Annotated in this window: 21 protein-coding genes and 1 riboswitch; of the genes, 15 read left to right on the top strand and 6 right to left on the bottom strand. The window is 71.1% G+C overall.

What is annotated here, in order from left to right:
* Positions 1 to 173: 173 nt before the first annotated feature.
* The 5 genes from INTCA_RS05460 to INTCA_RS05435 all read left to right on the top strand — a co-directional run bounded on the left by INTCA_RS05460 (position 174) and on the right by INTCA_RS05435 (position 7,384).
* Positions 174 to 1,655, top strand: a complete 1,482-nt coding sequence (locus INTCA_RS05460; RefSeq protein ID WP_013491924.1) for a uracil-xanthine permease family protein — start codon at positions 174 to 176, stop codon at positions 1,653 to 1,655.
* A 66-nt stretch (positions 1,656 to 1,721) separates the two neighbouring features.
* The gene (locus INTCA_RS20565) at positions 1,722 to 3,260 is read left to right on the top strand and encodes an FAD binding domain-containing protein (protein ID WP_013491923.1); all 1,539 of its coding nucleotides are present in this window, start codon (positions 1,722 to 1,724) and stop codon (positions 3,258 to 3,260) included.
* Positions 3,257 to 5,749, top strand: coding sequence for an aerobic carbon-monoxide dehydrogenase large subunit (cutA, locus tag INTCA_RS05445; protein WP_013491922.1), 2,493 nt, complete (start codon positions 3,257 to 3,259; stop codon positions 5,747 to 5,749). The genes INTCA_RS20565 and cutA overlap by 4 nt, the downstream gene beginning before the upstream one ends.
* On the top strand, positions 5,746 to 6,459 hold the full coding sequence (locus INTCA_RS05440; RefSeq protein ID WP_013491921.1) for an SRPBCC family protein: 714 nt from the start codon (positions 5,746 to 5,748) through the stop codon (positions 6,457 to 6,459). The genes cutA and INTCA_RS05440 overlap by 4 nt, the downstream gene beginning before the upstream one ends.
* A 1-nt stretch (position 6,460) precedes the next feature.
* Positions 6,461 to 7,384, top strand: a complete 924-nt coding sequence (locus tag INTCA_RS05435; RefSeq protein WP_013491920.1) for a carbon-nitrogen hydrolase family protein — start codon at positions 6,461 to 6,463, stop codon at positions 7,382 to 7,384.
* Positions 7,385 to 7,619: 235 nt separating this feature from the next.
* Here the strand turns inward: INTCA_RS05435 and INTCA_RS05430 are convergent, their stop codons facing one another.
* Positions 7,620 to 8,999, bottom strand: a complete 1,380-nt coding sequence (locus tag INTCA_RS05430) for an MBL fold metallo-hydrolase (protein WP_013491919.1) — start codon at positions 8,997 to 8,999, stop codon at positions 7,620 to 7,622.
* Between the two features lie 239 nt (positions 9,000 to 9,238).
* Here INTCA_RS05430 and INTCA_RS18570 point away from each other — a divergent pair, with 239 nt between their 5' ends.
* On the top strand, positions 9,239 to 10,006 hold the full coding sequence (locus INTCA_RS18570; RefSeq protein WP_013491918.1) for a ferritin-like domain-containing protein: 768 nt from the start codon (positions 9,239 to 9,241) through the stop codon (positions 10,004 to 10,006).
* A 47-nt stretch (positions 10,007 to 10,053) separates the two neighbouring features.
* On the opposite strand, the gene INTCA_RS05420 is transcribed toward INTCA_RS18570, so the two are convergent.
* Complete coding sequence (locus tag INTCA_RS05420; RefSeq protein WP_013491917.1) at positions 10,054 to 11,157, bottom strand: sensor histidine kinase; 1,104 nt, start codon at positions 11,155 to 11,157, stop codon at positions 10,054 to 10,056.
* The gene (locus INTCA_RS05415) at positions 11,154 to 11,897 is read right to left on the bottom strand and encodes a response regulator transcription factor (RefSeq protein ID WP_013491916.1); all 744 of its coding nucleotides are present in this window, start codon (positions 11,895 to 11,897) and stop codon (positions 11,154 to 11,156) included. Before INTCA_RS05415 ends, INTCA_RS05420 begins: the two co-directional genes overlap by 4 nt.
* A 189-nt stretch (positions 11,898 to 12,086) precedes the next feature.
* On the opposite strand from INTCA_RS05415, the gene INTCA_RS05410 reads away from it, so the two are divergent.
* Together INTCA_RS05410 and INTCA_RS05405 are read left to right on the top strand one after the other, a co-directional pair.
* On the top strand, positions 12,087 to 14,177 hold the full coding sequence (locus INTCA_RS05410; protein ID WP_013491915.1) for a hydantoinase/oxoprolinase family protein: 2,091 nt from the start codon (positions 12,087 to 12,089) through the stop codon (positions 14,175 to 14,177).
* Positions 14,178 to 14,179: 2 nt separating this feature from the next.
* Positions 14,180 to 16,186, top strand: a complete 2,007-nt coding sequence (locus INTCA_RS05405; RefSeq protein WP_013491914.1) for a hydantoinase B/oxoprolinase family protein — start codon at positions 14,180 to 14,182, stop codon at positions 16,184 to 16,186.
* 100 nt (positions 16,187 to 16,286) lie between these two features.
* Here the strand turns inward: INTCA_RS05405 and INTCA_RS05400 are convergent, their stop codons facing one another.
* Positions 16,287 to 16,760, bottom strand: coding sequence for a MarR family winged helix-turn-helix transcriptional regulator (locus INTCA_RS05400; RefSeq protein WP_244859873.1), 474 nt, complete (start codon positions 16,758 to 16,760; stop codon positions 16,287 to 16,289).
* 66 nt (positions 16,761 to 16,826) lie between these two features.
* Here INTCA_RS05400 and INTCA_RS05395 point away from each other — a divergent pair, with 66 nt between their 5' ends.
* The 6 genes from INTCA_RS05395 to bar all read left to right on the top strand — a co-directional run bounded on the left by INTCA_RS05395 (position 16,827) and on the right by bar (position 22,764).
* Entirely contained in the window at positions 16,827 to 18,893 is a 2,067-nt protein-coding gene (locus INTCA_RS05395) for an MMPL family transporter (RefSeq protein WP_013491912.1), read from the top strand.
* 133 nt (positions 18,894 to 19,026) lie between these two features.
* Positions 19,027 to 19,491 carry a hypothetical protein gene (locus INTCA_RS05390; RefSeq protein ID WP_013491911.1) on the top strand — a complete coding sequence of 155 codons (465 nt, stop codon included), beginning with the start codon at positions 19,027 to 19,029 and terminating at the stop codon, positions 19,489 to 19,491.
* Between the two features lie 154 nt (positions 19,492 to 19,645).
* The gene (locus tag INTCA_RS20560; RefSeq protein ID WP_041307292.1) at positions 19,646 to 20,149 is read left to right on the top strand and encodes a carboxyl transferase domain-containing protein; all 504 of its coding nucleotides are present in this window, start codon (positions 19,646 to 19,648) and stop codon (positions 20,147 to 20,149) included.
* A gap of 15 nt (positions 20,150 to 20,164) precedes the next feature.
* The gene (locus INTCA_RS19795; RefSeq protein ID WP_174411511.1) at positions 20,165 to 20,437 is read left to right on the top strand and encodes a hypothetical protein; all 273 of its coding nucleotides are present in this window, start codon (positions 20,165 to 20,167) and stop codon (positions 20,435 to 20,437) included.
* Between the two features lie 225 nt (positions 20,438 to 20,662).
* Entirely contained in the window at positions 20,663 to 21,622 is a 960-nt protein-coding gene (locus INTCA_RS05375) for a carbamate kinase (protein ID WP_013491910.1), read from the top strand.
* A gap of 5 nt (positions 21,623 to 21,627) precedes the next feature.
* On the top strand, positions 21,628 to 22,764 hold the full coding sequence (gene bar / locus INTCA_RS05370) for a barbiturase (RefSeq protein WP_013491909.1): 1,137 nt from the start codon (positions 21,628 to 21,630) through the stop codon (positions 22,762 to 22,764).
* Positions 22,765 to 22,857: 93 nt separating this feature from the next.
* On the opposite strand, the gene purH is transcribed toward bar, so the two are convergent.
* Together purH and purN are read right to left on the bottom strand one after the other, a co-directional pair.
* Complete coding sequence (gene purH, locus INTCA_RS05365) at positions 22,858 to 24,453, bottom strand: bifunctional phosphoribosylaminoimidazolecarboxamide formyltransferase/IMP cyclohydrolase (RefSeq protein ID WP_013491908.1); 1,596 nt, start codon at positions 24,451 to 24,453, stop codon at positions 22,858 to 22,860.
* A 31-nt stretch (positions 24,454 to 24,484) separates the two neighbouring features.
* Positions 24,485 to 24,562, bottom strand: a riboswitch (ZMP/ZTP riboswitch).
* Between the two features lie 82 nt (positions 24,563 to 24,644).
* On the bottom strand, positions 24,645 to 25,265 hold the full coding sequence (purN, locus tag INTCA_RS05360; RefSeq protein ID WP_013491907.1) for a phosphoribosylglycinamide formyltransferase: 621 nt from the start codon (positions 25,263 to 25,265) through the stop codon (positions 24,645 to 24,647).
* 90 nt (positions 25,266 to 25,355) lie between these two features.
* On the opposite strand from purN, the gene INTCA_RS05355 reads away from it, so the two are divergent.
* Positions 25,356 to 25,754 (top strand): hypothetical protein, encoded by a 399-nt coding sequence (locus INTCA_RS05355; RefSeq protein ID WP_013491906.1) that lies wholly within the window; start codon positions 25,356 to 25,358, stop codon positions 25,752 to 25,754.
* The last annotated feature ends 2 nt before the right edge of the window (positions 25,755 to 25,756 follow it).

The following is a 25,756-nucleotide window of genomic DNA, read 5'->3' as shown; positions in this document are numbered from 1 at the left end:
CCTTCGCCGGCACCCAGGCGGTACGGCACCTTTCACACGTAACGGGACCAACTCGTTATCAGCAAATGCCGAACCCCTTCCCCTTGAACCGGAGTAGTTTTCGCCCATCCCGCCGTTGGGAGTGAGTCGGGTCACACGAGGGTGACCGGCCGCAAAATCGCTGAGGAGTTTCGATGGCTCTGGGCTGGAAACTGCACGGGGACGGCAAGACGATGGGCCCCGACGACGTCGTCGCTCCTGACGAACGCCTCTCGTGGGGCAAGACGATCGGGCTCGGCGCCCAACACGTCGTCGCGATGTTCGGGGCGACCTTCGTCTTCCCGCTCATCATGGGCCTCAACCCGCAGCTCGCGATCATGATGAGCGGCATCGCGACGATCTGCTTCCTGCTCATCGTCAGCGGCAAGGTGCCGAGCTACCTCGGCACATCGGCCAGCTTCGTCGGTGGCGTCGCGGCGATCCGGGCGCAGGGCGGCGACTCGACCCAGGTGACCGGCGCGATCCTCGTCGCCGGCATCGTCCTGGCGCTCGTCGGGCTCCTGATCCACTTCATGGGCTCCGGCGTGCTGCACCGGGTGCTGCCTCCCGTCGTCACCGGTGCGGTCGTCATGCTCATCGGCTTCAACCTCGCCCCCGTCGTCGCCGGCATCTACTGGCCCCAGGACCAGTGGATCGCCGTGCTCGTCATGACCTTCACCATCGTCTGCGCCGTGGCGTTCCGGGGGTTCATCTCCCGCATCGCCGTCTTCCTCGCGCTGATCTTCGGCACCGTCCTTTCCTGGCTCTTCGACAAGGGCTTCGGCCAGATCACCTCGTTCGACGCCGGCGCCGGCAAGGTGACCTCGCACTTCCGGACCAACTTCGAACGCGTCTCGAGCGAGTCCTGGTTCGGCTTCCCGGCGCAGACGATGGTCGCGCAGGACGGCAAGGAGGTCGTCGGTTGGCACACCCCGAGCTTCTCCGTCGCCGCGATCCTGCTCGTCCTGCCCGCGGTCATCGCGCTCATCGCCGAGAACACCGGCCACGTCAAGGCCGTCGCCGAGATGACCGGCCACGACCTCGACCCCTACATGGGCCGGGCCATCGCGGCTGACGGTTTCGGCACCGCCCTGGCGTCCTCGGTCGGCGGCTCCCCGACGACCACGTATGCCGAGAACATCGGGGTCATGGCGGCGACGAGGGTGTACTCGACCGCTGCGTACTACGTGGCTGCGATCGTGGCCATCCTCTTCGGCCTCTCACCGAAGTTCGGTGCCCTGGTGGCGGCGGTGCCCGGTGGGGTCCTCGGCGGCATCACCGTCGTGCTCTACGGCATGATCGGCCTGCTCGGCGCCAAGATCTGGAAGGAGAACGGCGTCGACTTCGGCAACCCCATCAACCTCGTGCCCGTCGCGGCCGGGATCATCATGGGCGTCGGCAACGTCGAGCTGAAGTTCAGTGACGAGTTCACCCTCGGCGGGATCGCGCTCGGCACGATCGTCGCGATCGCCGGCTGGCACCTTGCCCGGGTCATCGCCCCGTCGGAGCTGCGGGCCCGAGCGGACGCGGCAGGCGGCACGATGATCTCGCTCGGCGAGGAGGAGGGCACGTACGGCGACGCCGACGGAGTCGACGACCTCTACCAGCGCGACGAGCGACCCGACCCGCGCCGCTGAGACCACGAGGCGACACTCGCAGAGACCCTCTGGTGCGCCACGGGTCGGGAAGGCAGGATCGGTTCGGTGAAGCCCGCCGCCTTCGTGCACCACGCACCCCGCTCCGTCGAGGAAGCCGTCGCGGTCCTCGGTCACGTCGGCCACGACGGCAAGGTCCTCGCCGGGGGCCAGAGCCTCATCCCGATCCTCAACATGCGCCTGGCCTCGCCCGGACACCTCATCGACATCAACCGCATCGACGGCCTCTCGGACATCACCGTCCAGGGCGGCTGGGTGCGGGTCGAGGCCCTGGTCCGGCAGCGTGCGCTCGAGCGGTCCGAGGCTGCCCGCCTCGCCCAGCCCGTCCTGCGCCAGGCCCTGCGCAACGTCGCGCACCCGGCGATCCGCAACCGTGGCACCACCGTCGGCTCGATCGTCCATGCCGACGCGGCCGGCGAGCTGCCCGCGATCCTGGCCCTGACCGACGGCGTCGTCGAGACCGTCGGGCCTCGGGGCGCCCGGGAGGTGCCGTGGGAGGAGTTCTTCCGGGGCGCCCTCGAGACGTCCTGCGGCCCCGACGAGCTCGCCGTCGCGGTGCGGTTCGGCTGCTTCGTCGAAGGGACGGGGACGGCGTTCCTCGAGTCGGCGCGCCGGTCCGGTGACTACGCGCTGGCCGGGGTGGGGGTCGCGGTGACGCTCACCGACGGGACCGTGTCGGGGGCCCGAGCCTCCTTCGTCTCCGTCACCGACGTGCCTTCGGTGGTGGACCTCGAGGCGGTGCTCGGCGGGGTGGAGCCGGGGTCCGGCGCCTGGGATGCCGCGCTGGACTCCGTCGTGGAGGCCGTGCGTGGCCACGTGGAGCCGGAGTCGGACATCCACGCCACGTCCGAGTACCGGCGGATCCTCGTGGCCGAGCTGACCAGGAGGGCGCTGGCCGAGGCGGCACGAAGTGCACACTCGACGAGGGCTGGTCGTCCGGCCCCCTCGTCGAGTGTGCAGAAGGTGCCGACCCCACGGGCAGGAAGTGCACACTCGACGGGGGCTCGGGCGGCAGGAAGTGCACACTCGACGGGTGGGGCCGAGGAGGTCACGGTCACCGTCGTCGTCAACGGGGTCACCCACACGGCGACCGTCCCCGCCCGCCGGTTGCTCTCCGACTTCCTGCGCCACGACCTCAAGCTGACCGGCACCCACGTCGGCTGCGAGCACGGCGTGTGCGGCGCCTGCACCGTCCTCGTCGACGGGGAGCCGGCGCGCTCGTGCCTGATGTTCGCCGTGTCCGCCCAGGACCACGCCATCACGACCATCGAGGGGCTCGGCACCGAGGAGTCGATGAGCCCGGTCCAGCAGGCCTTCATCGAGTGCCACGGCCTGCAGTGCGGCTTCTGCACGCCGGGCTTCGTCACGACGGTCACCGCCTACCTCGACGAGCACCCCTCCCCCACCGCCGCCGAGGCCCGCGACGCGATCTCGGGCAACCTCTGCCGCTGCACCGGGTACCAGAACATCGTCAAGAGCGTCCTGCGTGCCGCCGAGCTCCGGGAGGAGCGGAAGGTGCCGTATGCCGCTGAGCCGGCTCAGCGGCATACGACCAGTTCTGTTGTGGCTGAGGAGGGCTCAGCGTGACGACCCAGATGTTCGGCGCGCCGGTCCGGCGTCGCGAGGACCCGCGGCTCGTCACGGGAAACGGGCGCTTCCTCGACGACCTGGGGCACGACGCGCTCGAGGCGGCGTTCGTGCGCAGCCCCCACGCCCACGCGCGGATCGTCGACGTCGACGTGGCCGACGCGATCGACGTCGAGGGGGTCGCGGGCATCTACGTCCATGAGGACCTCACCGGCCCGATGGCCGAGCCGCTCCCCCTGCTCATCCCCCACCCGAGTCTGACCCACGGCCGGACGGCGCACGCCCTGGCCCGGGACGAGGTCAACCACGTCGGCGAGGCCGTCGTCATGGTCGTCGCGCGGAACCGCTATGTGGCCGAGGACGCCTGCCAGCGGATCCGCGTCACCTACGAGCAGCTGCCCGTCGTCGTCGGCATCGAGACGGCCCGCGCCGGCGAGCACCTCGTCCACGAGGACGTGCCCGGCAACATCGCTGCGCACCTGACGCAGGAGGTCGGGGACGTGGAGGCGGCGCTGGTCGCGGCCCCGCACACGCTGACGCTCGACCTCGCCATCGAGCGGAGCGCGTCGATGCCGTTGGAGGGCAAGGGCGTCTACGCCCGCTGGGACGACGAGCGCGGCGAGCTGCGGATGTACTCCTCGACCCAGACCTCGACCGGGGTGCGCGCGGCCGTCGCGGCCCGGCTCGGCCTGCCGCTCGCCAAGGTCGAGTGCATCGCGCCGGACGTCGGCGGGGGGTTCGGGGTCAAGATCATGCACCCCTGGCCCGAGGAGGCCCTCGTCGCGTGGACCGCCCGACTGCTGGGGCAGCCGGTCAAGTGGACCGAGGACCGGCGGGAGCACTTCGTCTCCTCGGCGCACGAGCGCGGACAGCTGCACGAGGTGACCGTGGGCTTCGACGACGAAGGGCGGGTGCTCGGGCTCGACGTGAGGTTCTGGCACGACAACGGCGCCTACACGCCCTACGGGATCATCGTCCCGATCATCACCTCGACCCAGCTGCTCGGCCCCTACAAGCCGGGCGCGTACCGGGTCGAGTTCTGGTCGCTCTACACCAACACCGTGATCGTCACCCCCTACCGCGGCGCCGGGCGGCCGCAGGGGGTCTTCGCGATGGAGCGCGTCATGGACGCGATCGCCGAACAGCTCGGGCTCGACCGGGCGGAGGTCCGGTCGCGCAACTTCATCCAGCCGTCCGAGATGCCCTACGACCACGGCCTGCTCTTCCAGGACGGCCGGCCCCTCAAGTACGACTCCGGCGACTTCCCGGCCAGTTTGCACAAGCTGAAGAAGCTCGTCGGCTGGGACGACTTCAGCGAGTACCGCGCCGCCGCGGAGGCTGAGGGTCGCACGGTCGGGCTCGGGATCGGCTGCTACGTCGAGGGAACCGGCGTGGGACCGTACGAGGGTGGCCATGTCCAGGTCGAGACCTCCGGCCGGGTCAACGTGTCGACCGGTCTGACCTCCCAGGGGCAGGGGCACGAGACGGTCTTCGCCCAGATCGTCGCCCAGGAGCTGGGCGTGCGCATCGAGGACGTCCACGTGACGACCGGTGACACGCGCCGAATGCCCTACGCCGTCGGGACGTTCGCCTCTCGTGCCGCGGTCATGTCGGGCAACGCCATCGCCCTCGCAGCGCGCAACGTCCGGGCCAAGGCGCTGCGGATCGCGGCCGACGCCCTCGAGGTGTCCGTCGACGACCTCGACATCGCCGACGGGACGGTCAGCGTCAGGGGCGCGCCCGGGACCGCGATGTCCCTCGGCACGGTCTCCGTCCTGTCCAACCCGCTCCGCTACGCGTTCGACGAGGCCGCGCAGGCGGCGACCCAGTTCGCCGGGACCTTCGACCCCGACAAGCCACCCGTCGCCGACGACGACGAGCCCGGCCTCGAGGGCAAGGACTTCTACTCCCCCACCCAGGCGACCTTCGCCAACGGGATGCACGCCGCGATCGTCGAGACCGACCCGGTCACGGCTGAGATCCGGATCCTGCGCTACTGCGTCGTCCACGACTGCGGCCCGATGATCAACCCGATGATCGTCGAGGGCCAGGTCCACGGCGGGGTCGCCCAGGGCGTCGGCGGGGCGCTCTACGAGCGGATGGACTACGACTCGTCCGGCCAGCTGCTCAACGCCTCCTTCATGGACTTCCTCATGCCGTACGCGTCCGAGGTCCCGGAGATCGAGACCGACCACCTCGAGACCCCGTCTCCGCTGAACCCCTTGGGGATCAAGGGCGCCGGTGAGGCCGGCTGCATCCCCGTGTCAGCCGTCATCGCCTCCGCCATCGAGGACGCGGAGGGCTTCCCCATCACCCGGATGCCGATCTCGCCCAACGACCTCTGGGAGCTGCGGCGCCGGCACGCGGCTGGGGAGCTGCCGTCGCTCCGGCGGGCACGAGCTGCACACTCGACGGACGCAGAGCCGACGGACGCAGCGGCGACGAACGACCCGACGACCGACCCTTCGACGCAGGAGCCGTCAGAATGAAGATCACCGGCACCGCCTCCCTCTCCGCCGACCCGCTGCACGTCTGGGACGCCATCCACGACCCAGCCGTCCTCGCCCGAGCGCTCCCCGGCTGCCAGCGCCTCGTCGAGGTGGGGCCCAACCACTACGCGATGACGGTCAGCGCGGGCGTCGCGGCCATCAAGGGCACGTACGACGGCGAGGTTCGTCTGCTCAATCCGCAGCACCCCGAGTCGTTCACGATGAAGGCATCGGGGTCGGGAGCCCCGGGCACCGTCGCCGCCGATGTGGACGTCCGGGTCGCCCAGAGCGAGGACGGCGGCACCCTGGTCAGCTACGACGCCGACGCGACCGTCGGCGGCCCGATCGGCGGCGTCGGCCAGCGCATGCTGTCGGGGGTGACGAAGAAGATGGCCGGCCAGTTCTTCGCCGCCCTCGACGCCGAGATCGCCGGGGTCCCTCCCGAGCTCCGTGCCCAGTTCCCCGCCGCGGCCGCGCTTGGCTCGGGTGCTGCTGCGGGAGCGGGTGCCGGGGAGCCCACCCCGCCGGGAGCCGGCGCACCGAGCGGGGCCGAGCCCAGCGGCATACGGCCTGCTGGGGCGGTCTATGCGGGGAAGTCGACGACGAGCGCCGAGTCGACCCGGATCAAGGACTTCGTCCTGGGCACGTTCACCGGCGCGGGGATCGCGTTCGTCGGCGTCCTCATCGGCTGGGCCATCGGGAGGGGATGAGATGCGCGCGTTCATCGCTGCTGCGATCCAGGTCGCCCCCGCTCCGGGACCGCTGACGAAGGAGTCGATCAGCGACAACCTCGACCGGTGCGTCGACTTCACCCGCCGGTGCGTCGATGCCACGGGCGCCGAGCTCGTCGTGCTCCCCGAGTCGGCGACCACCGGGTTCACCCCGGGCTGCTCCACGGAGGAGCTCTGGGATCTCGTGACGGAGCTCCCCGGAGCGATGATCGAGCCGATCCAGCAGGTCGCCCGGGACACCGGCGCGCACGTGTGCATCGGCACGTACGAGCGAGGGCTGGAGCGCGGGATCGTCCACAACGCGTCGGTGCTCATCGACCCGGCGGGCGACCTGCTCGGGGTCTACCGCAAGACGCACCCGTTCTGCACCGAGGCGGTCGACGGGGGCGGCTGGGTGACGCCCGGCTCGTCCGTGACCGTGTGCGACACCGACCTGGGCCGGATCGGGATGATCATCTGCTTCGACGGCGACTACCCCGAGCTGTCGCGGATCCAGGCGGTCCAGGGCGCGGAGGTCATCTGCCGGCCCTCGGCCCTGCTGCGCTCGGCCGACATCTGGGACCTCACCTCCCGAGCCCGCGCCTACGACAACCACGTCTACGTCATCGGCGCCAACGCGACCGGGATCGACCCGGCCGGGGTCCTCTACTTCGGCAACTCCCACATCGTGACCCCGATCGGGCACGTCGTCGCCAGGGCGGCGAGCCACGAGAGCTGGATCTCCGCGCGGCTGGACCCGGCCGAGGCACTCGCGTCGCTCACCCCCGGCTCGAGCGTCGGCCAGGGCTTCGACCACCTGAGGGACCGCAACCTCGACCTCATCCGCGGCCACCGGGACGAGCTGGAGCGCCCGGCGTCGAGCTCGTTCTGGCACGACCCGGCGCGGCGCGGCAACGACGGCTGAGCCGCCACCCGCGGATCAGCCCGACCCCTCGTCGAACCGCCGGAGCAACTCACGAATGACCCTCATCTCCTCGTCCAGCGCCAGAGTTGTCCGGAGTCAAGAGTCGATCGGGCCTCCCAGCCGGGCGGCGGCAGGAAGTGCACACTCGACGATGAGCCAGCCCAGCGGCATACGGGATGTCGTATGCCGCTGAGCTCACCGGGTGCCCACCTGACGTGGGTGGCCTCCCGTTCTGTCAGGAGGCCAGCGCGTGCGTCAGCGCCCAGGCGTTGTAGCCGCCCACGACGTCGGAGACGTCCGTGAACCCCCTGGCGCGCAGCAGGCTCGCCCCGACGTTGCTCCGCCAGCCGCCCGCGCAGTAGAGGACGACCGGCCGCTGCGGGTCCAGCTCGTCGATGCGGCCGGGCAGCTCGGCCAGCGGCAGGTGGACCGCGCCGGGGATGGTGCCGCCCGCGAGCTCGCCGACGTTGCGGATGTCGATCAGCTGGACGTCGTCGACCTCGCAGATCTCCTCGACCTGCGTGACGGTCAGGCGGCTCGAACGCTCGACCCGCTCCTCCCGGGCGAGCAGGTAGCGCTCCGGGTCGGCGACGTGGCCGAGGACCTGGTCGAAGCCGATCCGGTGGAAGCGGACCGCGGTCTCCTGGGCCTCCTCGTCCGAGGCCAGGATGACGAACTGCTGCGTCGGGTCGAGGACGGTGCCGACCGTCTCGGCGAGGCGGCCGTCGGTGGGGATGCTGATGGATCCCTTGAGGTGCCCGGCGGCGAACTCCTGCTGGTCGCGGGCGTCGACGAGGATCGCGCCGGCGGCGAGCGCCGCGTCGACCTGCTCGTCGGTGAGCGGCGGGATCGTCGCGTCGGTGTCGCGGACGGAGCGCTCGGCCTTGTTGAGCGTCGCGTTGTAGACGAAGTAGGCGGGCGCCGCGGACTGGCCCTCGGTGACCACGTCGAGGAACGCCTCCTCGCTCATCGGCTGGCAGGCGTAGTTGAACCGGCGCTGCTCGCCGATGGTGGACTGCTTCTCCGTCGAGAGGTTCTTGCCACATGCGGACCCGGCACCGTGGGCGGGGAAGACGCGGACCTCGTCGGGCAGGCCCATGAGCTTGTTCTGGACCGAGCCGTAGAGCATCCGGCCGAGCTCCTCGGCGGTGACTCCCACGGACGCGAGCAGGTCGGGGCGGCCGACATCGCCGATGAAGAGGGCGTCGCCGGTCAGGACGCCATAGGCGACCTCGTCGTCGGCGTGCTCGTGGACGAGGACGCTGATCGACTCGGGAGTGTGCCCGGGGGTCGACATGATCTCGAGCGTGACGTCGCCGAGGCTGATCCGCTCGCCGTCCTCGAGCGGACGGATCTCGAACTCGGCCTGCGCCGCGGCGCCGTAGCCGATCCACGCGCCCGTCTCCCGGGCGAGCTCGAGGTGCCCGGAGAGGAAGTCGGCGTGGAAGTGGGTGTTGATGATCCCGACGATGGACAGTCCGTGCTCACGTGCGTCCGCCAGGTACTCGGCGACGTCGCGGCGCGGGTCGACGATGACGGCTTGGCCGGTCGTGTCATCGGCGACGAGGTAGGACGCCTGGGAGAGGCAGTCGAGGTAGTACTGGGTGAACCGCATGAAAGCTCCTTGGACGATGGTGAGTCGCTTGTCAGGAATGCTAACGCATACCCCCCGGGGTATCTATTCCGCGAGCTTCCCGGCGATGCCGTATGCCGCTGGGCCGGCCCGGTGCCCACCCCGCGGTGCCGCCTTCACGAAGGCTTCACACGGGCGCGCCCCGACGCTTCATCCCGGCGCCGTTGACTCGAAGCAGAAGCCCGGGAAGCGGGTCCGCAGGACGATTCGAGGAGGATCTCATGTCGAGGACATGGAAGACCAGGGCAATGGCGGCAGCGGGCGCGATGCTCGTGACGGCCGCCGGGGTGCAAGGCGTCGCCCAGGCATTGGGCAGCGCGCCCGAAGCCGCCGCGACGAGCGTCGCGACGGCCACGTCGGTCGACGCCACCGTGGCGAAGGACCTGCAGTTCACCCGGGAGGAGGAGCGGATGGCCCGCGACCTCTACACGGCACTGGCCGCCACGTATGACCAGGCCGTCCCGTTCAGCCACATCAAGCTGAGCGAGCAGCGGCACTTCGACGCCGTGGGCGCCCTCCTGACTCGCTACGGGGTGAGCGACCCGTCGGCCGGCAAGGCGGCCGGCACGTACGCCTACCCGGAGCTGCAGAAGCTCTACGACGGCTGGCTGGCGCAGGGCAACGCGTCCCTCGACTCGGCCTACGACGTCGGGATCGCCCTCGAGAAGCGTGACGTCGCCGACCTGAAGAAGATCGCCGCGGGCACGAAGGACGACACCGCGAAGACTCTCTTCACCCGGCTCGGGACGGCCTCCGAGCAGCACCTGGCCGCGTTCGAGGCGGCAGCCGCAGGCGAGCTGCCTGCCGTCGGGTCCGGTGGCGGCTGGCTGGGCGGTCGACAGGGCAACGGGCAGATGGGCGGAATGACGGACCGTGCTGACGGCTCACGGATGGGCCCCGGAGCCGGCACGGGCCAGAGCGGCCGAATGGGTCCCGGGGCGGGCCCGGGGACGGGTGACTGCCCCATGGCCGACGACGACCAAAGCTGATCGAGAGCGGCCAGATTGCCCCGAGCACCTCGTGCTCGGGGCAAGGCCTACCCCGCCAAGGGCAGGCGAGCGATGAACGTGGCACCGTGACCAGCCCCGGCCGAGGACGCCGTCAGGTCGCCGCCGTGCTCACGGACGATGCCGCGCGCGATGGTGAGCCCGATGCCTGACCCCGTGTCGTGCTCGCCGACCCGGCGGCCCGAAACGCGGTAGAAGCGCTCGAAGACCCTCTCGAGCTCTCCCTCCTCCAGCCCCTCCCCGTTGTCGGTCACCTCGACCACTGCCACGTCGCCCTCGCGCCGACAGGCCACGTGGAGCTCGCCTCCGGGGCCAGTGGCCCGGATCGCATTGCCCACGAGGTTGGTGACGACCCGGGCAAGGCGGTCCGGGTCCGCGAGCGCCCTCAGCTCCACAGCACCGACGTCGACGACGAGGGACAGTCCCGAGTCCTCGGCCTGGGGCCGCAGCCGCTCGGCGGCGGCCCGCACCACCGACGCCACGTCGACCTGCTGGCGAGACAGGCCCAGTCGCCCCTCCTCGGCCCTGGACAGCATCGAGAGGTCCTCCGACAGGCGACGCAGGCGACGCACCTCCTCGCTCACGTTGCCGAGCTGCTCCGGGGTGGACGGCAGGACGCCGTCGATCATCCCCTCGACGTAGCCGTCGATCACGGTGAGGGGTGTGCGCATCTCGTGCCCCACCTCGCCGAGGAGCCGAACCCGACGCGCCTCGGTGTCCGCCAGGCCCCGACCCAGGGTGTTGACGTCCGTGGCGAGCTCGGCGAGCTCGGTCTCGTGGGGAACCGGGACGGGCACGTCATACCGGCCCCGGGCCATCTGGCGCGTGGCCGCACGCACGGTGCCGAGCGGACGGATGACGCGGCGAGCAGCGAAGACACCGAAGAGCGCTGCGGCGACGGCACCCACCAGAGCCCCGATGATGAGCGCCTGGTTGACCGCGTCGACGAACTCTGTCCGGAAGGTGCCGGCCGCCTGCCCCTGGCCGTGCCCGGCCGCACCCATCCCGCTCGTGCGCATGTTCTCGTCGAAGAACGGCGGTGCGATCTCCCGGACGATGACGTACGTGGCCGCGGCGCCGATGACCGCGACCAGCACGTGGGACAGGACCAGTCGGACGGCGAGACGGTTCATCGTGCCGGCCCCTGCCGCTCGAGGAGGAACTTGTAGCCGACCCCCCGAACCGTGCCGATGACCCGCGGGGAGGATGCGTCGTCGGCAAGTGCCTTGCGCAGGCTGCGGATGTGCACGTCGATCACTCTCTCGTCGCCGTAGAAGTCGTAGCCCCAGACCTTCTCCAGCAGCTGGGCCCTGGAGAAGACTCGCCCAGGCGCCTCCGCGAATGCCACCAGCAGGTCGAACTCGAGGGTCGAGAGGGTGACGGGATCGGAGGCGGTCGTCACCTCGCGCCGGTCCTCGTCGATGGTCAGGCCCTCGAAGCGCAGGATGTTGGCCACCGTCGCCGGGTCCACGTCCGGGCCCACGTCTGGGGCCCCGGCCTCATGCCTGCGGCGCAGGACGGTCTTCACCCGGGCGACGACCTCACGGGGGCTGAAGGGCTTGGTGATGTAGTCATCGGCCCCGATCCCGAGGCCGACCAGCTTGTCGACCTCCTCGGACCGGGCGGTCACGAGGATGACGAAGAGGTCCGACTGCGCCCGGACCCTGCGCAGCACCTCGAGACCATCCAGGTCCGGTAGCCCCACGTCGAGGAGCGCGAGGTCGGGGCGCTGGCCGTTGGCCGTGGTCATCTGGCGCAAGGCCTCGCCGCCGGTGCCGGCCTCCGAGACGACGAAGCCATCCGCCTCGAGATAGGCCCGGAGCACGGTTCGGATCTGGGCCTCGTCGTCGACGACGAGAACATGACGAGCCACGCGTCCTCCTTGCTGGTGCTGACGAGCCCAGCGTAGGAGCCTCGGCTCCCGCGACGGACGTGAGGCGGTGTGGTGGCCTGCGGCTCCGGCGAGCACGGGACCGGCGTGGTGGGGGTTGACGGCACCTCCGGTCTCCATTGGCAGGATGTGCCAACGCATCCCCCGCGTACCGACTGTTGAATCCTTCTCATGACGTCGCGACGGATCAGGGTCGGCATCGACACCGGGGGTACGTTCACCGATGTCGTCGCGCTCGACGAGTCGTCCGGCGAGCTGGTCACGACGAAGACACCGTCCACCCCCAGCAACCCGGCCGACGGCTTCATCACCGGCCTGCGCAAGGTGCTCGGGATGATGGGCGCGACCGGCGAGGACGTCTCAGCGGTCTCGCACGGCACCACGGTCGCGACGAACCGGCTCCTCGAGGGCAAGGTCGAGCGGCTGGGGTTCATCACGACCGAGGGCTACGAGTTCATCCTCGAGATCGCGCGCCAGGCGGTGCCCGACGGCTACGGGAACTCCTACTTCTGGGTCAAGCCGCCCCGCATCGTCGCCGCCGACCACGTCCGGACCGTGGGAGGACGGGTCGACTTCGAGGGCACCGAGATCCGGCCGTTCGACGAGGCGAGCGCCGTCGCGGCGGCCTGCTGGTTCCGCGACCGGGGCATCGGGACGATCGGCGTCTGCTTCCTGCACTCGTACGCCAACGACAGCCACGAGCGGGCGATGCGCGAGGTCCTGCGCCGCGAGCATCCCGAGGCCGTCGTGTCGATCAGCTCCGAGGTGCTGCGGGAGTATCGCGAGTACGAGCGGTCGATGACGACGCTCGTCGACGCGGCGGTCAAGCCCAGCGTGTCCCGCTACGTCGCCAACATCCACCAGCGACTGGACCAGTTCACAGGCGGATCCCCCATCGCGTTCCATGTCATGAAGAGCAATGGCGGGGTGCTCTCGGCCGACGAGGTGGTCAACCAGCCGATCACCACCGTCCTGTCCGGTCCGGCGGCGGGCGCCCTCGGGGCGGGCCTCATCGCCAGGGAGGCCGGCTTCAGCAAGGTCCTCACGTGCGACGGCGGGGGCACGTCCACCGACGTCTCGGTGGTCCTCGACGGCGAGCCGACCCTGACGACCGAGGGCACCGTGGGCGCCTACCCGAGCAAGATCCCGATGATCGACGTCGTCACCGTCGGCGCCGGTGGCGGCTCCATCGCGTGGATCTCCCCCGAGGGCACGCTCAAGGTGGGCCCCCAGTCAGCCGGCGCCGAGCCCGGGCCCCTCTGCTACGCCAAGGGCGGCACGGAGCCGACGATCACGGACGCTCACGTCGTCCTCGGTCGCATCCCGCCGCACCTGCTCGGCGGCGAGATCCCCCTGGAGGTCGACGCAGCCCGCGCAGGGGTCGAGGCACTGGCCACGCGCCTGGGGCTCGACGTCGAGCAGTGCGCGACCGGCATCCTCGAGATCTCCGCGTGGAACCAGGCCAACGCGTTGCGGCAGGTCAGCGTCAAGCGCGGCCTCGACGTGCGTGACTTCATGCTCACGACCTTCGGCGGCTCCGGCTCGCTCCTCGCCTGCCGCCTCGTCGACATCCTCGGCCTCGCCGGTGCCGTCGTCCCCCAGAACCCGGGCAACGTCTCCGCGTTCGGCCTGCTCACCGTGGACGTCAAGAACGACTACGTCCAGACCGCCGTGGCCCGCCACGCGAACCTCGACCACGCCGCCGTGCAGAAGACGTTCGACGAGCTCACCGTTCGCGCTGCCAACGCCCTTGACGCTGAGGGCTTCCCTCGCGACGCGCACCGCTACACGCGAACCGTCGACCTGCGGTACTTCGGTCAGGCCTACGAGGTACGCGTGCCAGCCCCGGCCGGCACGATCGACGAGCCGTATGCCGCTGACGTCGCCTCCCGCTTCCACGCTGCGCACCGCGCGACGTACGGTTACGACTTCCGTCACGACCCCACCCAGCAGGTCGAGTGGGTCAACCTCCGCGTCACTGGGATCGGCCCGATCACCCGGCCCGAGCTGCGCGAGATCCGCTCGGCTGCAGGTGAGCCCGCGCTCGAGGGCCGCGCCCTCAAGAGCCGCCGCCCCGTCTGTTTCGATGCCGCCGAGGGCTACGTCGACACCGGGGTGTGGTGGCGGCCAGACCTGCGCGCCGGCGACACGATCGAGGGTCCGGCCATCATCGAGGAGTTCGGCTCGACCGTCCCGGTCCACCCCGGCTTCAGGGTCCGTGTCGACTCGCTCGGCAACCTCGTCATCACCAGAGGAGCCTGACCATGTGTCTCTCCTGCCAGGCCGCCGTCACCAAGCTCGCCCCCCAGGACGGGGCGGCCTCCAGCGGAAGCCAGCCCAGCGGCATACGGCCGGAGTCCGTGAACCCGGCCGGGCTGCCGACGTCCTATGAGCACGGCAACCGCCTGACCCCGGCGGGGACCCCGGTCGACCCGATCCTCGTCGAGATCGTCGAGGGCACCCTCGCCAGCGTCGAGATGGAGGTCGAGACGGCCATCTCGCGGACGTCGCGCTCCCCGATGATCCGCGACGCGCACGACTTCCGCGCGGGTATCCACGACCGGCAGCTGCGCAAGCTCACCGGCCGCTCGTACTCCGCGCTCGTGCACCCGATCGTCCGCGACTTCCCGATCGACGAGATGAGGGAGGGGGACGTCTTCTTCCACAACGACGTCTACGAGTCGGAGGGCGGCATCGGCCACCTGCCCGACCTCTGTGTCACGGTGCCCGTCTTCTCGGGCGGTGAGGTCGTCGCCTTCGTCCAGGCGTTCGGGCACCACGACGACATCGGCGGCGCCGTGCCCGGCTCGATGCCCTCCAACGCCCGCAGCGTCTTCGAGGAGGGCCTGTCGGTCCCGCCGATCCGCCTCTGGGACGCCGGCGTCCCCAACCAGGCTGCGCTGCGCATCATGACCCGCAACTCCCGGATGCCGGACTCGCTCGCCGCGGACCTCGACGCCGAGTGCTCGGCGTGCCTCATGGGGGCGCGGCGGCTCTCGGAGCTCTTCGAGCGGTACGGCCGCGGGACCGTCGAGGCCGCGTTCGACGCGATCCTCGACAAGACGACGGAGACCTACCGCCGCGAGATCCTCTCGAAGATCCCCGACGGGACGTACATCTGGGAGGACTACGCCGAGCACGACGGCGTCGACGAGCCCCAGCTGCACACCCAGCGGATCACGCTGACCAAGACGAGCGAGGACGGCGGGAAGATCCTCATCGACTTCACCGGGACCGGCCCACAGGCCAAGGGACCGATCAACCACTGCGGTGACTACGTCGGCGGGAACTTCCTCAAGAAGTGGCTCGCGCCGATCCTGCGCAACCTCGCCGACACCCCCGAGCGGATGGCCGAGCTCGACGTCAACGAAGGAGTCGTCCCACTCATCGAGATGCGGTTCCCGCCGAAGGGAACGCTCCTCACCCCGATCTATCCCGCGCCGACCAACGCGCGCACCTTCGTCATCCTCCGTCTGCTCGGTGTCCTGGCCGGCGTCGTGGCCAAGGCCGTCGACGGGCGCATGCCGGCGGACCAGGAGACGATCCGCTACACCGGCGTCTACGGCAAGGACCGGGACGGGAACGACTACCTCATGCGCGAGGTCCTCGGCGGCGGGTCTGGCGGCCGCTACTACGCCGACGGTGAGGACACGATCCACGTCGTCCCCGACTCGCGCAACCTGCCCACGGAGTTCACCGAGAGCCGGTTCCACTTCGTCGTCGAGCGACTGGGCCTGGCCGTCGACTCCGGGGGCGCCGGGCGCCATCGCGGCGGGCTCGGCTACGAGAAGCACATCCGGATGCTGCGCGACGCGAGCTTCATGTCCATCGCCGACCGCTCCATCCTCGCGTGCTGGGGGGTCAAGGGCGGCAAGGCCGGGCGTCCGTTCGAGGTGACCGTCGACGTGGGTGGCCCGACCGAGCGGGTCGTCGACGCCCTGGCCAACGACGAGCCGGTGCTGGCCGGCCAGACCATCCGGATCCGCACCACCGGCGGTGGCGGGTGGGGCGACCCCCTGGAACGCCCCTACGCCGAGGTGGAGCGCGACCTGCGCTGGGGCAAGGTGTCGTTCGCGGGCGCGAGGGCGGACTACGGGGTCGTCGCGTCCGGCGACAAGGACGCGCTCGTCATCGACGCGGCAGCGTCCGACGCGCTGCGCGCCGAGCTGCGCGCCGCACGTGACGCGGATCCGCAGCCGTTCTTCGACCGTGGGCCCGGCTATGCCCGGCTGGCCGCCGGGGCCCGGGCCGCGGAGTGCGACTGGCTGTGACCGGGCCGGAGGTGCTCCTGCGCGGCGCGCCTGAGAGGGCCACCCGAGCCCGACCCGGTGATGCACGGGCCGGCGCCCAGCGGCATCCGGCCAGAACTTCCTAGAGGAGGGAGCGCAGAGCCTCGACGGCTCCCGTGAGATAGCGCTCGACGACGGCTCTCTCCACCTCGCTGAGCGACTGGTCGAGGGCGGCCAGCGCCTGGAACATCGGCAGCAGCCAGCCGATGACCGCGGCTCGTCCCTGCTCGGTGACGACGACCACGGTCCGACGGCCATCGGCCGGGTGGGGCCGTCGCTCCGCGTGACCGTGGGCGACCAGCCGGTCGACGACGCCCGACGATGCTGCGGAGGTGACGCCGAGGTGGCGGGCCAGCTCGACCGGGCCCATCGGCGACTGGGACAGCAGGCGCATCGAGTGCACCTCGGAGGTGGAGATGCCGGCGCGACGAGCGACCGCCTCCGGGGCTGACCCGGCCACGTCGAGCAGCTCCTGCAGGGCGGCCAGGGTGCCAGTGGATCGCCACTCGGGCACGCGGGAGGACATCTCGGGCGAAGGCGAGGGCCCGGCTGTCATATCGCTCACCAACTTAGTAAGGTACCGAGTGATCTGTTCGTCCCCATGCTATCCACGGAGTCCTCGATGTCGACCTTGGCAGACCGTATTGCCCGCCGGATCACGGCCCGTTGGTGGGCGGGCGCCATCGCCCTCGGCGTGCTCCTCCTCTCCGGTTTCGTCACGGGCATCGCGGGCGACCCCGCCCGGCAGGCCAAGCCCACCGACCCGCTGCCCGTCGGGTCGGACAGCTCGGCCGCGGCCGCGCTGCGCGAGCGCCTCCCCGCCGCCGAGGGGTCGACCGCGGTGGTGCTCTTCAGCCGCACCGGCGAACCGCTGACCGAGCAGGACCGGGCCATCGTCCAGGAGCGCGCAGCCGCGGTCTCCAACGGCGCGGACCTCCCCGTCGTCCCCAGCAGTGACGGGACGTCCGCCATCGTGGTCGTGCCGGTCGACGCGAACAACGGACCCGACTCCGCCCGGCTCATCACGGAGCTCCGAGGCACGGTCAAGGCGGACCTGCCCGATGGGCTGACCGCCCAGGTCACCGGGCCGGCCGCCGTGCAGGCAGATCTCGCGGGCGTCTTCGAGGGGGCCAACACCCGGCTGCTCCTCACGACCGCCTCGATCGTCGCGGCCCTGCTCGTCCTCACCTACCGCAGCCCGATCCTCTGGCTCATCCCGCTGACCGTCATCGGCGTGGCGGACCGCGTCGCGATGGTCACCGCCACCCACGCCCTGAGCGCGCTCGACGTGGCCGGGGACGAGTCGACGACCGGCATCCTCTCCGTGCTCGTCTTCGGCGCCGGCACGGACTACGCCCTCCTGCTCATCTCCCGCTACCGCGACGAGCTCCGACGCCACCCCGACCGGCGCGAAGCCATGGCCGTGGCCGTGGCCCGGACGGCCGAGGCAGTCGTGAGCAGCGCGTCGACCGTCGTGCTCGGCGTCCTCACCCTGCTGCTCTCCGCCTTCCCGACCACCCGAGGCCTCGGCCTGGCCTCCGCCATCGGCATCGTCATCGCCGCCGCCTTCGCCCTCATCGTGCTGCCCGCTGCGCTCGTCGTCTTCGGGCGCTGGGTCTTCTGGCCCCGCGTCCCGCACGTCGGCGAGCCGGCGCTGGCCGACACCCGCACGCTGTGGAAGCGGATCGGCGACGTCGTCGCAGCCCGGCCCAGGACCGTGGTCGCCGTCACCCTGGCCGGTCTGCTCATCGCCTCGGTCGGTGCGCTCGGCATCAACACCGGGCTGTCGGTCTCCGACCAGTTCCTCCAGAAGCCCGAGGCGATCGCAGCGTCCGAGCGACTGGCCGAGTCGTTCCCGGCCAGCAGCGCCGACCCGGCGCGGGTCGTGACGACCGACGACGCGCAAGCCGTCCTGGCCGCGGTCGACGGAGCCCCCGGAGTGACCTCGGCTCGCGTGAGCAACCAGGCCGACGGCGTGACCCAGATCGACGCGGTGCTGGCCGGAGCACCGTCATCCGACCAGGCGCGGCAGGGCGTCGTCAGCCTGCGCGACGCGGTCGCTGGCTTCGACGGCACCCACGTGGGTGGGACCGAGGCCCAGGCCCTCGACACCACGACGGCAGCCGCTGAGGACCGCGGCCTCGTCCTGCCGGTCATCCTCGCCCTCGTGCTGCTCGTCCTCATGCTCCTGCTGCGCTCCGTCGTCGCACCGGTCATCCTCGTCGCCACCGTCGTGGCGACCTACGTCGCGAGCCTCGGCATCTCCTGGGTCCTCTTCACGCAGGTCTTCGGCTTCGAGCGGCTCGACGACACCGCGCCGCTCTACGCCTTCGTCTTCCTCGTCGCCCTCGGCGTGGACTACAACATCTTCCTCGTCAGCCGCGCGAAGGAGGAGGCCCGCGAGCACGGCGCACGGCGCGGCATGCTCCGCGGCCTCGCCGCCACCGGTGGCGTCATCACGAGTGCCGGCATCCTGCTCGCCGCCGTGTTCGCCGTCCTCGGCGTCCTCCCCCTCGTCGTCCTCGCCCAGGTCGGCGTGATCATCTGCGTCGGTGTGCTCCTCGACACGCTCGTCGTCCGGACGCTGCTCGTGCCGGCCATCGCGCTCATGCTCGGCGACCGGTTCTGGTGGCCCCGCCACGTCTCCGGCGGCCGCGACGAGGTCGAAGCCGCGCCCCAGCTCGTCTAGGACGCCAGCGTCGTCAGGACGGCCAGCCCCTCAACTCGTGCCGAGTTGAGCGATTTGGCTGATTTGGAGCATGGCGAGATCCCGCATACGGCTGATTTGATGGGCTGTAGGACCTCAACGAGGAGGGTGGAACGTGATCACGAGAGCCAGTCACGCCAGCGTGGATGTCCACACCAAGAGCGCCGGGACGCGCAGGACGGTCCGCACCGTCGCGGCCGCCATGAGCGCAGTCGTCGCGCTCCTCTATGTGGTGCTCATGCTCCTCGTCAGGAACGCCGAGCTCGAGCCAGGTGCGACCGACACGACGACCTACGGCGGCTACCTCGCCCTCGCCGTCGCCTACGGGATCGGCGCGGTGATCCTGTTCGCGCTCGACAACCGGACCCTCCACCTGCTGGGAGTGGGCGTCCAGATCGCCGTGCTCCTGCTCTTCATCGTCTTCGGCATCGGGCTGCTCGGAGAGGGCGTCTTCGAGTACGAAGCGGTCAGCGACCTTCCCATCGGCCTGTGGGCCGCCGTCATCACCGGCGCCCAGGTCGTCCTCCTGGCGATGCTCGGCTACCTGGCGGACCGACGCTTCGAGCACTCGACGTCCTGACTCGACGGCAGACTCCGCCAAGGGGCCAGGCCGAGCAGGGGCCAGGCCTGACACTCCCCCGGCCGGACGCGGATGGGCGACCCTCCCAGCCGGCTCGCGGCGCGCGAGCTGCTCGACACCGTCCTCGACGTGGGTCGGCTGGGACAGCGCTCCCGTGCGGCCCGCACCCGACGGCAGCCCGTATGCCGCTGAGCTGGCTGCCGCTCGGGAGCGCAGCGGGTGCGACGAGGCGATCATCACCGGCGAGGGCGGGATCCACGGGCGACGCGTCGCCCTCATCGCGGGCGAGTTCCGGTTCCTCGCCGGGTCGATCGGGGCCGTCGCGGCGGAGCGCATCGTCGTCGCGTTCGAACGCGCCCTGCGTGAGGAGCTGCCGGTGTTCGCGGCGCCCGCCTCGGGGGGGACCCGGATGCAGGAGGGCACCCCGGCGTTCGTCGGCGTCTTCGAGCACGGTCCCATCGACGCGATCCTGCCCGTCGAGGCCCTCGCTGAGACCGCCGACCGTGCCCTCAACGTGCTCATGGGCATCCGCGAGGGACCGCCCGACGTGCCCGATGTGCCAGACGTGCCGACGGAGTCCCTGGCCGCCAGCCCGGCCTGGGACTCCATCGTTCGATCCCGGCGCGCGCACCGCCCGGCGTGCGCGCCCTGCTCGTGATCGGGCAGGACCGCCGTGGCCAGACGCTCGACGAGCCCCTGTCTCAAGGGACTCCGGGTGGCGCGCCGCGGCATGGCGCTGGCCCGCGAGCTGGCCGCGGCGCAACGGGTCCGCTCCCTCGACCTGCTCGCCGACGGCATCATCGACCGCATCGTCGCCGAGCACCCGGATGCCGCGGACGAGCCCCAGGCCTTCTGCCTCCGGATGAGCCAGGCGATCCAGCACGAGCTGGCCACGCTCGCTGGCCAGGAGCCGGCTGCCCGCCTCGCCCGCTACCGCCGCCTCTGACCCGTCCGCACGAACTGCGTGGAAAGCCGCCCTCACGGTCGAGTGCACTTTCTGCGGCCCCTCTCCTTCGATGGGCGGGCTCAGCAGGACCGGGCATGCCCGCAGGAGCGAGCTCAGCGGCATACGACAAGTGCCAACGGGCGACCGCGGGTTGGGCAGGACCTGCCAACGCGCCCACCCCGACTCGCTCCTTAGGCTCACCGCAACGACACCGAGGAGAGTGCCATGAGAGTGCTCGTCGCACTCGGCGGCAACGCCATGACCGGCCCCGGCGGGAGCGCCGCACCGCACGAGCAGCGGCACGCGATCCAGAAGGCGATGTCCCACGTGGCCGACCTCGTCGCCGCCGGCCACGACGTCGCCATCACCCACGGGAACGGCCCGCAGGTCGGCAACATCCTCGTCAAGAACGAGCTCGCCGCCCACGTCGTGCCGCCCGTGCCCCTCGACTGGTGCGGCGCCCAGACGCAGGGCACCATCGGCTTCACCATGCTCGACGCGCTCGAGGCGTCGCTCGCCCGGCGCGGCGTGGAGCGGCCCGTCGCGGCCATCGTCACGCGGACCCTCGTGGACGCCGACGACCCCGGCTTCACGACACCGACGAAACCGGTCGGACGCTACCTGCCGCGCGAGCAGGCGGAACCCCTCATGGCACTCGGACAGATCTGGGAGGACCGCGGCGAGAAGGGCTGGCGGCGGGTGGTCGCCTCGCCCGAGCCGCTGGAGGTGCTCGACGCCCACACGCTGCTCACCCTGATGAAGGCCGGCTACGTCGTCGTGGCAGCAGGGGGCGGCGGCGTGCCGGTCGTGCGCTCGGATGCTGCGACCGTGCACGGCGTCGAGGCCGTCATCGACAAGGACCTCACCGCAGCGCTGCTCGCCCGGGCCATCGACGCCGACGCGCTCGTCATCGCCACCGACGTGCCCCACGCCGTCGTCGGATGGGGCACCCCCGACGCCCGCCCCCTCGAGCGCGTCACGGTTGCCGAGCTCGAGGGCTACGCCGCAGCCGGGCACTTCGCGTCAGGGTCGATGGGCCCCAAGGTCGAGGCGGCACTCCGGTTCCTGCGGTCGGGCGGCCGCCGGAGCATCATCACCGCCCTCGACCAGATCACCGAGGCCGTCGAGCACGGCGTCGGAACCGTCATCGAGAACCCCACGCCCGCAAACGATTTCGGAAGGTGAGACACGTGCCAGAAGCCATCGAGGTACGCAAGGTCCCGATCCACTCCGTCGCCGACGCGTCCGAGCTCGCCCGGCTCATCGACGACGGCGTGATGGAAGCCGCCCGGGTCGTCGCCATCATCGGCAAGACCGAGGGCAACGGCGGCGTCAACGACTACACCCGCATCATCGCCGACCGCGCCTTCCGACAGGTGCTCGTCGAGAAGGGCGCGCCGGCCGACCAGGTGAGCCAGATCCCCATCGTCTGGTCCGGTGGCACCGACGGGGTCATCAGCCCGCACGCCACGATCTTCGCGACCCTTCCCGCCGACCGGACGGAACCATCCGACGACCTGCGGCTCACCGTCGGGTTCGCGATGAGCGAGCCGATCAAGCCCGAGGAGATCGGCTACACCGCCATGGTCGAGAAGGTCGCGGCCGGTGTGCAGGTGGCCATGGAGCGGGCCGGGATCACCGATCCCGCCGACGTCCACTACGTGCAGACGAAGACGCCGCTGCTGACCATCCACACGATCCGGGACGCCAAGTCCCGCGGGATGAAGGTCTGGACCGAGCACACCCACGAGTCGATGGACCTGTCCAACGGGACGACCGGCCTCGGCGTCGCCGTGGCGCTCGGCGAGATCGAGATGCCCTCGGACGAGGACATCATGCACAACCGGTCGCTGTACTCCTCGGTGGCGTCCTGCTCGTCCGGCGTGGAACTCGACCAGGCGCAGGTCGTCGTCGTCGGCAACACGCGTGGGATCGGTGGGCGCTACCGGATCGGCCACTCGGTGATGCGGGACGCGCTGGACGCCGACGGAATCTGGGAGGCCATCAAGGACGCCGGTCTCGACCTGCCCGAGCGGCCGCACTGGACCGACATCGACGGCCGGCTCGTCAACGTCTTCCTCAAGTGCGAGGTGAGCCAGGACGGCATGGTCCACGGCCGGCGCAACGCCATGCTCGACGACTCGGACGTCCACTGGCACCGCCAGATCAAGGCGGCGGTCGGCGGCGTCACCGCGGCGGTGACCGGTGACCCCGCGGTGTTCGTGTCGGTGTCGGCGGCGCACCAGGGGCCGGACGGCGGCGGACCCGTTGCGGCGATCATCGATCTCGGCGAGGGCCAGCCGACGGGGTATCGCTGGAGTCGCTGACCTGACGCTGCAACACACCCGCTTACCGCCTGCCGCAGCCGCCTGCAGGCATGGGGGCCGTGCGGTAAGCGGGTGTGTTGCAGGGTGTGATGCTCAGTGGGCGAAGTGCCGGGTGCCCGTGAAATACATCGTCATGCCCGCGGCCTGCGCCGCCGCGATGACCTCCGCGTCCCGGACCGAGCCGCCCGGGGCCACGACGGCGCGGACCCCGGCGTCGATGAGGATCTGCAGCCCGTCGGCGAAGGGGAAGAACGCGTCCGACGCAGCCACGGAGCCGCGCGCCCGGTCCTCCCCCGCACGACGCACCGCGAGGTAGCACGAGTCGACCCGGTTGACCTGCCCCATCCCGATGCCGACCGCAGCCCCACCGTCGGCGAGCAGGATGGCGTTGGAGCGCACCCCGCGGATCGCGCGCCAGGCGAACTGCAGGTCCGTCAGCGTCGCGTCGTCCGCTGCCTCGCCCGACACGAGACGCCACGAGGCCGCGTCGTCCCCGCCCGTCACGGCGCCGGCGTCGTCGCGCACCACGGCGTCGACCCGGTCGGGGCTCTGCATGAGCAGCCCCCCGGAGATCGGCCGGGTCTCCACCGCCGCGGGGTCGGCTGTCTGGTTCGCCGGGAGCCGGAGGATGCGGATGTTCTTCTTGGACTGCAGGATCGAGAGAGCCTCGTCCTCGAAGTCGGGCGCGACGATGACCTCGGTGAAGACGTCCTTGACCCGGTCGGCCATCGCGGCCGTCACCGTCCGGTTGGCCGCGATGATGCCCCCGAACGCGGAGACCGGGTCGGTCGCGTGGGCACGCTCATAGGCGTCCTCGATCGTCGCCCCCACCGCGACACCGCACGGGTTGGCGTGCTTGACGATCGCGACGGTGGGTCGGTCGCCGTGGTCGTGAGCGGCGCGCACGGCAGCGTCGGTGTCGACGTAGTTGTTGTACGACATCTCCTTGCCGTGCAGCTGCTCGGCAGATGCGACGCCGGGCGCACCACTGCGGTAGAGCGCGGCCTGCTGGTGCGGGTTCTCGCCGTAGCGCAGCGTCGTCGCCAGCGTGTAGTCGCCGCCGGTCCACGCCGGGAAGCCACCCTCGCCGGTCTCGGCATGGCCCTGCATCCAGTCGGCCACCGCGTTGTCGTAGCCGGCTGTGTGGACGAACGCCTCCGCGGCGAGACGCTTGCGCTCGGCGAGCGTGAAGCCGCCGGCTCCCAGCGCCTCCGAGACGAGGCCGTATGCCGCTGGGCTCGTCACGATCGCGACGCTGGGGTGGTTCTTGGCGGCGGCGCGCACCATGGAGGGCCCGCCGATGTCGATCTGCTCGACGCACTCGTCGTCACTCGCGCCGGACGCCACGGTCTCGCGGAAGGGGTAGAGGTTGACGACGACCAGCTCGAAGGCCTCGACGCCCAGGTCGGCGAGCTGCTCGAGGTGGTCCGGCTTGCGAGTGTCGGCGAGGATGCCGGCGTGAACCTTCGGGTGCAGGGTCTTGACGCGACCCTCCAGACACTCCGGGAAGCCGGTGAGCTCCTCCACCGGGGTGACGGCGATGCCGAGCGCGGCGATGGTCTTGGCGGTGGAGCCGGTCGACACGATCGACACGCCTGCCGAGTCGAGAGCCCGGGCGAGATCATCCAGGCCGGTCTTGTCGTAGACGGAGATGAGTGCGCGCTTGATCGGGCGGCGACCGTCGGGCATGAGGGGCTCCTCAACAGGTAGGTGCGGTTACCAGGAGCACCCAGGCGGGCGATGCTCCGACGGTTCACTCCCTGGTGGTTCCCCACCTGCGCCAGTCGTGTGGTGTCAGCGTAGCGGCCGTGCCTGCCACGACCGCAATCGACCAGCGGTTGCTGCGGCCCACCGACGATCCGGCGCAACTCGGTCGAGGGTCAGGGGACGTCGAACCGAACGTGTCGCCCCTCGACGACGAGGGCCTCCCGAGCCAGGCGGCGCACCACGTCGACGAGCATGTCGCGCTCCTCGACCTTGATCCGCTCGTGCAGCGACTCCTCCGTGTCCTCGTCCGCAACGGTGACGGCCCGCTGGTCGATGATGGGCCCGGTGTCGACGCCGGCGTCGACCACGTGGCAGGTCGTGCCGGTCACCCTGACGCCGTAGGCGAGCGCGTCCCGCACCCCGTGAGCCCCCGGAAAGCTGGGGAGGAGCGCGGGGTGCGTGTTGATGACGAGGTGCTCGGACAGAGCCCGTTCCCCCAGGATCCGCATGAACCCGGCGGAGACGACGAACCGCGGTGCGACCCCGCGCAGCCAGCCCGCCAGCGCAGCATCCCAGTCAGCCCTGGAGGAGTGCTCGGCCGGGTCGAAGACCCCCGTGAGGATGCCGGCCCGCTCGGCCCGCTCGATGCCGGCGCAGGAGCGGTCGGCGCCGACGGCGGCGATGCGCACCCCGTAGGCCGGGTCGGCCGCCGCGTCGATGAGCGCCTGCAGCAACGTGCCGGACCCCGAGACGAGCACGGCGATGTCGACGGGAACGGGTGCTTCGGACGTCACGCGCGGAGTCTAGCGAGCGCCGATCCGAATGGGCGGGCCGCGGCTGCCCCCACGGAGCGGGGCCACGCGGCCATGGGTGAGGATGGGACCATGAGCACTCCGGACCGGCGACAGGACTTCGCCTTCGCACGCGAGAGGGCCAGGCGCACCTTCCCGGTCACCCTCCTCGTCCTGCTCGGCATCATCGCGATGTATCTGCCGCTGCCGAAGCGGTTCGTCGCGGTGCTGCCGCTCGTGCTCGCTGCGGTCCTCACGGTGCGCCTGCTCCGCTTCCTCGCCCCGCGCCGCGGGCGCGAGAAGGTCTGGCCGGCGGTCACCCTCGGTATCGTCGGCCTGATGCTGGCCACCCTCGCCGGGCAGGCGGTGTTCTACGACGACATCAGCGCGTACGAGGAGTGCCTCAGCGGGGCCCAGACCCAACAGGCACGAGGGGCCTGCGAGGAGCTGCGCGAGCAGGGGCCGATCGGGTTCAGGCTGCTGGTCCAGTAGCG

This window comes from Intrasporangium calvum DSM 43043, assembly GCF_000184685.1.
Classification (GTDB): Bacteria; Actinomycetota; Actinomycetes; order Actinomycetales; family Dermatophilaceae; genus Intrasporangium; species Intrasporangium calvum.
This window is presented reverse-complemented; position numbering and strand designations above follow the sequence as displayed.

What these genes read in the sequence shown, in the direction of transcription:
- INTCA_RS05375 (WP_013491910.1), top strand. Translation starts at nt 20,663, where the DNA reads ATGAGAGTGCTCGTCGCACTCGGCGGCAACGCCATGACCGGCCCCGGC.
- INTCA_RS05440 (WP_013491921.1), top strand. Translation starts at nt 5,746, where the DNA reads ATGAAGATCACCGGCACCGCCTCCCTCTCCGCCGACCCGCTGCACGTC.
- INTCA_RS05395 (WP_013491912.1), top strand. Translation starts at nt 16,827, where the DNA reads ATGTCGACCTTGGCAGACCGTATTGCCCGCCGGATCACGGCCCGTTGG.
- INTCA_RS05430 (WP_013491919.1), bottom strand. Translation starts at nt 8,999, where the DNA reads ATGCGGTTCACCCAGTACTACCTCGACTGCCTCTCCCAGGCGTCCTAC.
- INTCA_RS18570 (WP_013491918.1), top strand. Translation starts at nt 9,239, where the DNA reads ATGTCGAGGACATGGAAGACCAGGGCAATGGCGGCAGCGGGCGCGATG.
- INTCA_RS05410 (WP_013491915.1), top strand. Translation starts at nt 12,087, where the DNA reads ATGACGTCGCGACGGATCAGGGTCGGCATCGACACCGGGGGTACGTTC.
- INTCA_RS05355 (WP_013491906.1), top strand. Translation starts at nt 25,356, where the DNA reads ATGAGCACTCCGGACCGGCGACAGGACTTCGCCTTCGCACGCGAGAGG.
- INTCA_RS05435 (WP_013491920.1), top strand. Translation starts at nt 6,461, where the DNA reads ATGCGCGCGTTCATCGCTGCTGCGATCCAGGTCGCCCCCGCTCCGGGA.
- INTCA_RS05400 (WP_244859873.1), bottom strand. Translation starts at nt 16,760, where the DNA reads ATGACAGCCGGGCCCTCGCCTTCGCCCGAGATGTCCTCCCGCGTGCCC.
- purH (WP_013491908.1), bottom strand. Translation starts at nt 24,453, where the DNA reads ATGCCCGACGGTCGCCGCCCGATCAAGCGCGCACTCATCTCCGTCTAC.
- INTCA_RS05420 (WP_013491917.1), bottom strand. Translation starts at nt 11,157, where the DNA reads ATGAACCGTCTCGCCGTCCGACTGGTCCTGTCCCACGTGCTGGTCGCG.
- INTCA_RS05460 (WP_013491924.1), top strand. Translation starts at nt 174, where the DNA reads ATGGCTCTGGGCTGGAAACTGCACGGGGACGGCAAGACGATGGGCCCC.
- INTCA_RS05405 (WP_013491914.1), top strand. Translation starts at nt 14,180, where the DNA reads ATGTGTCTCTCCTGCCAGGCCGCCGTCACCAAGCTCGCCCCCCAGGAC.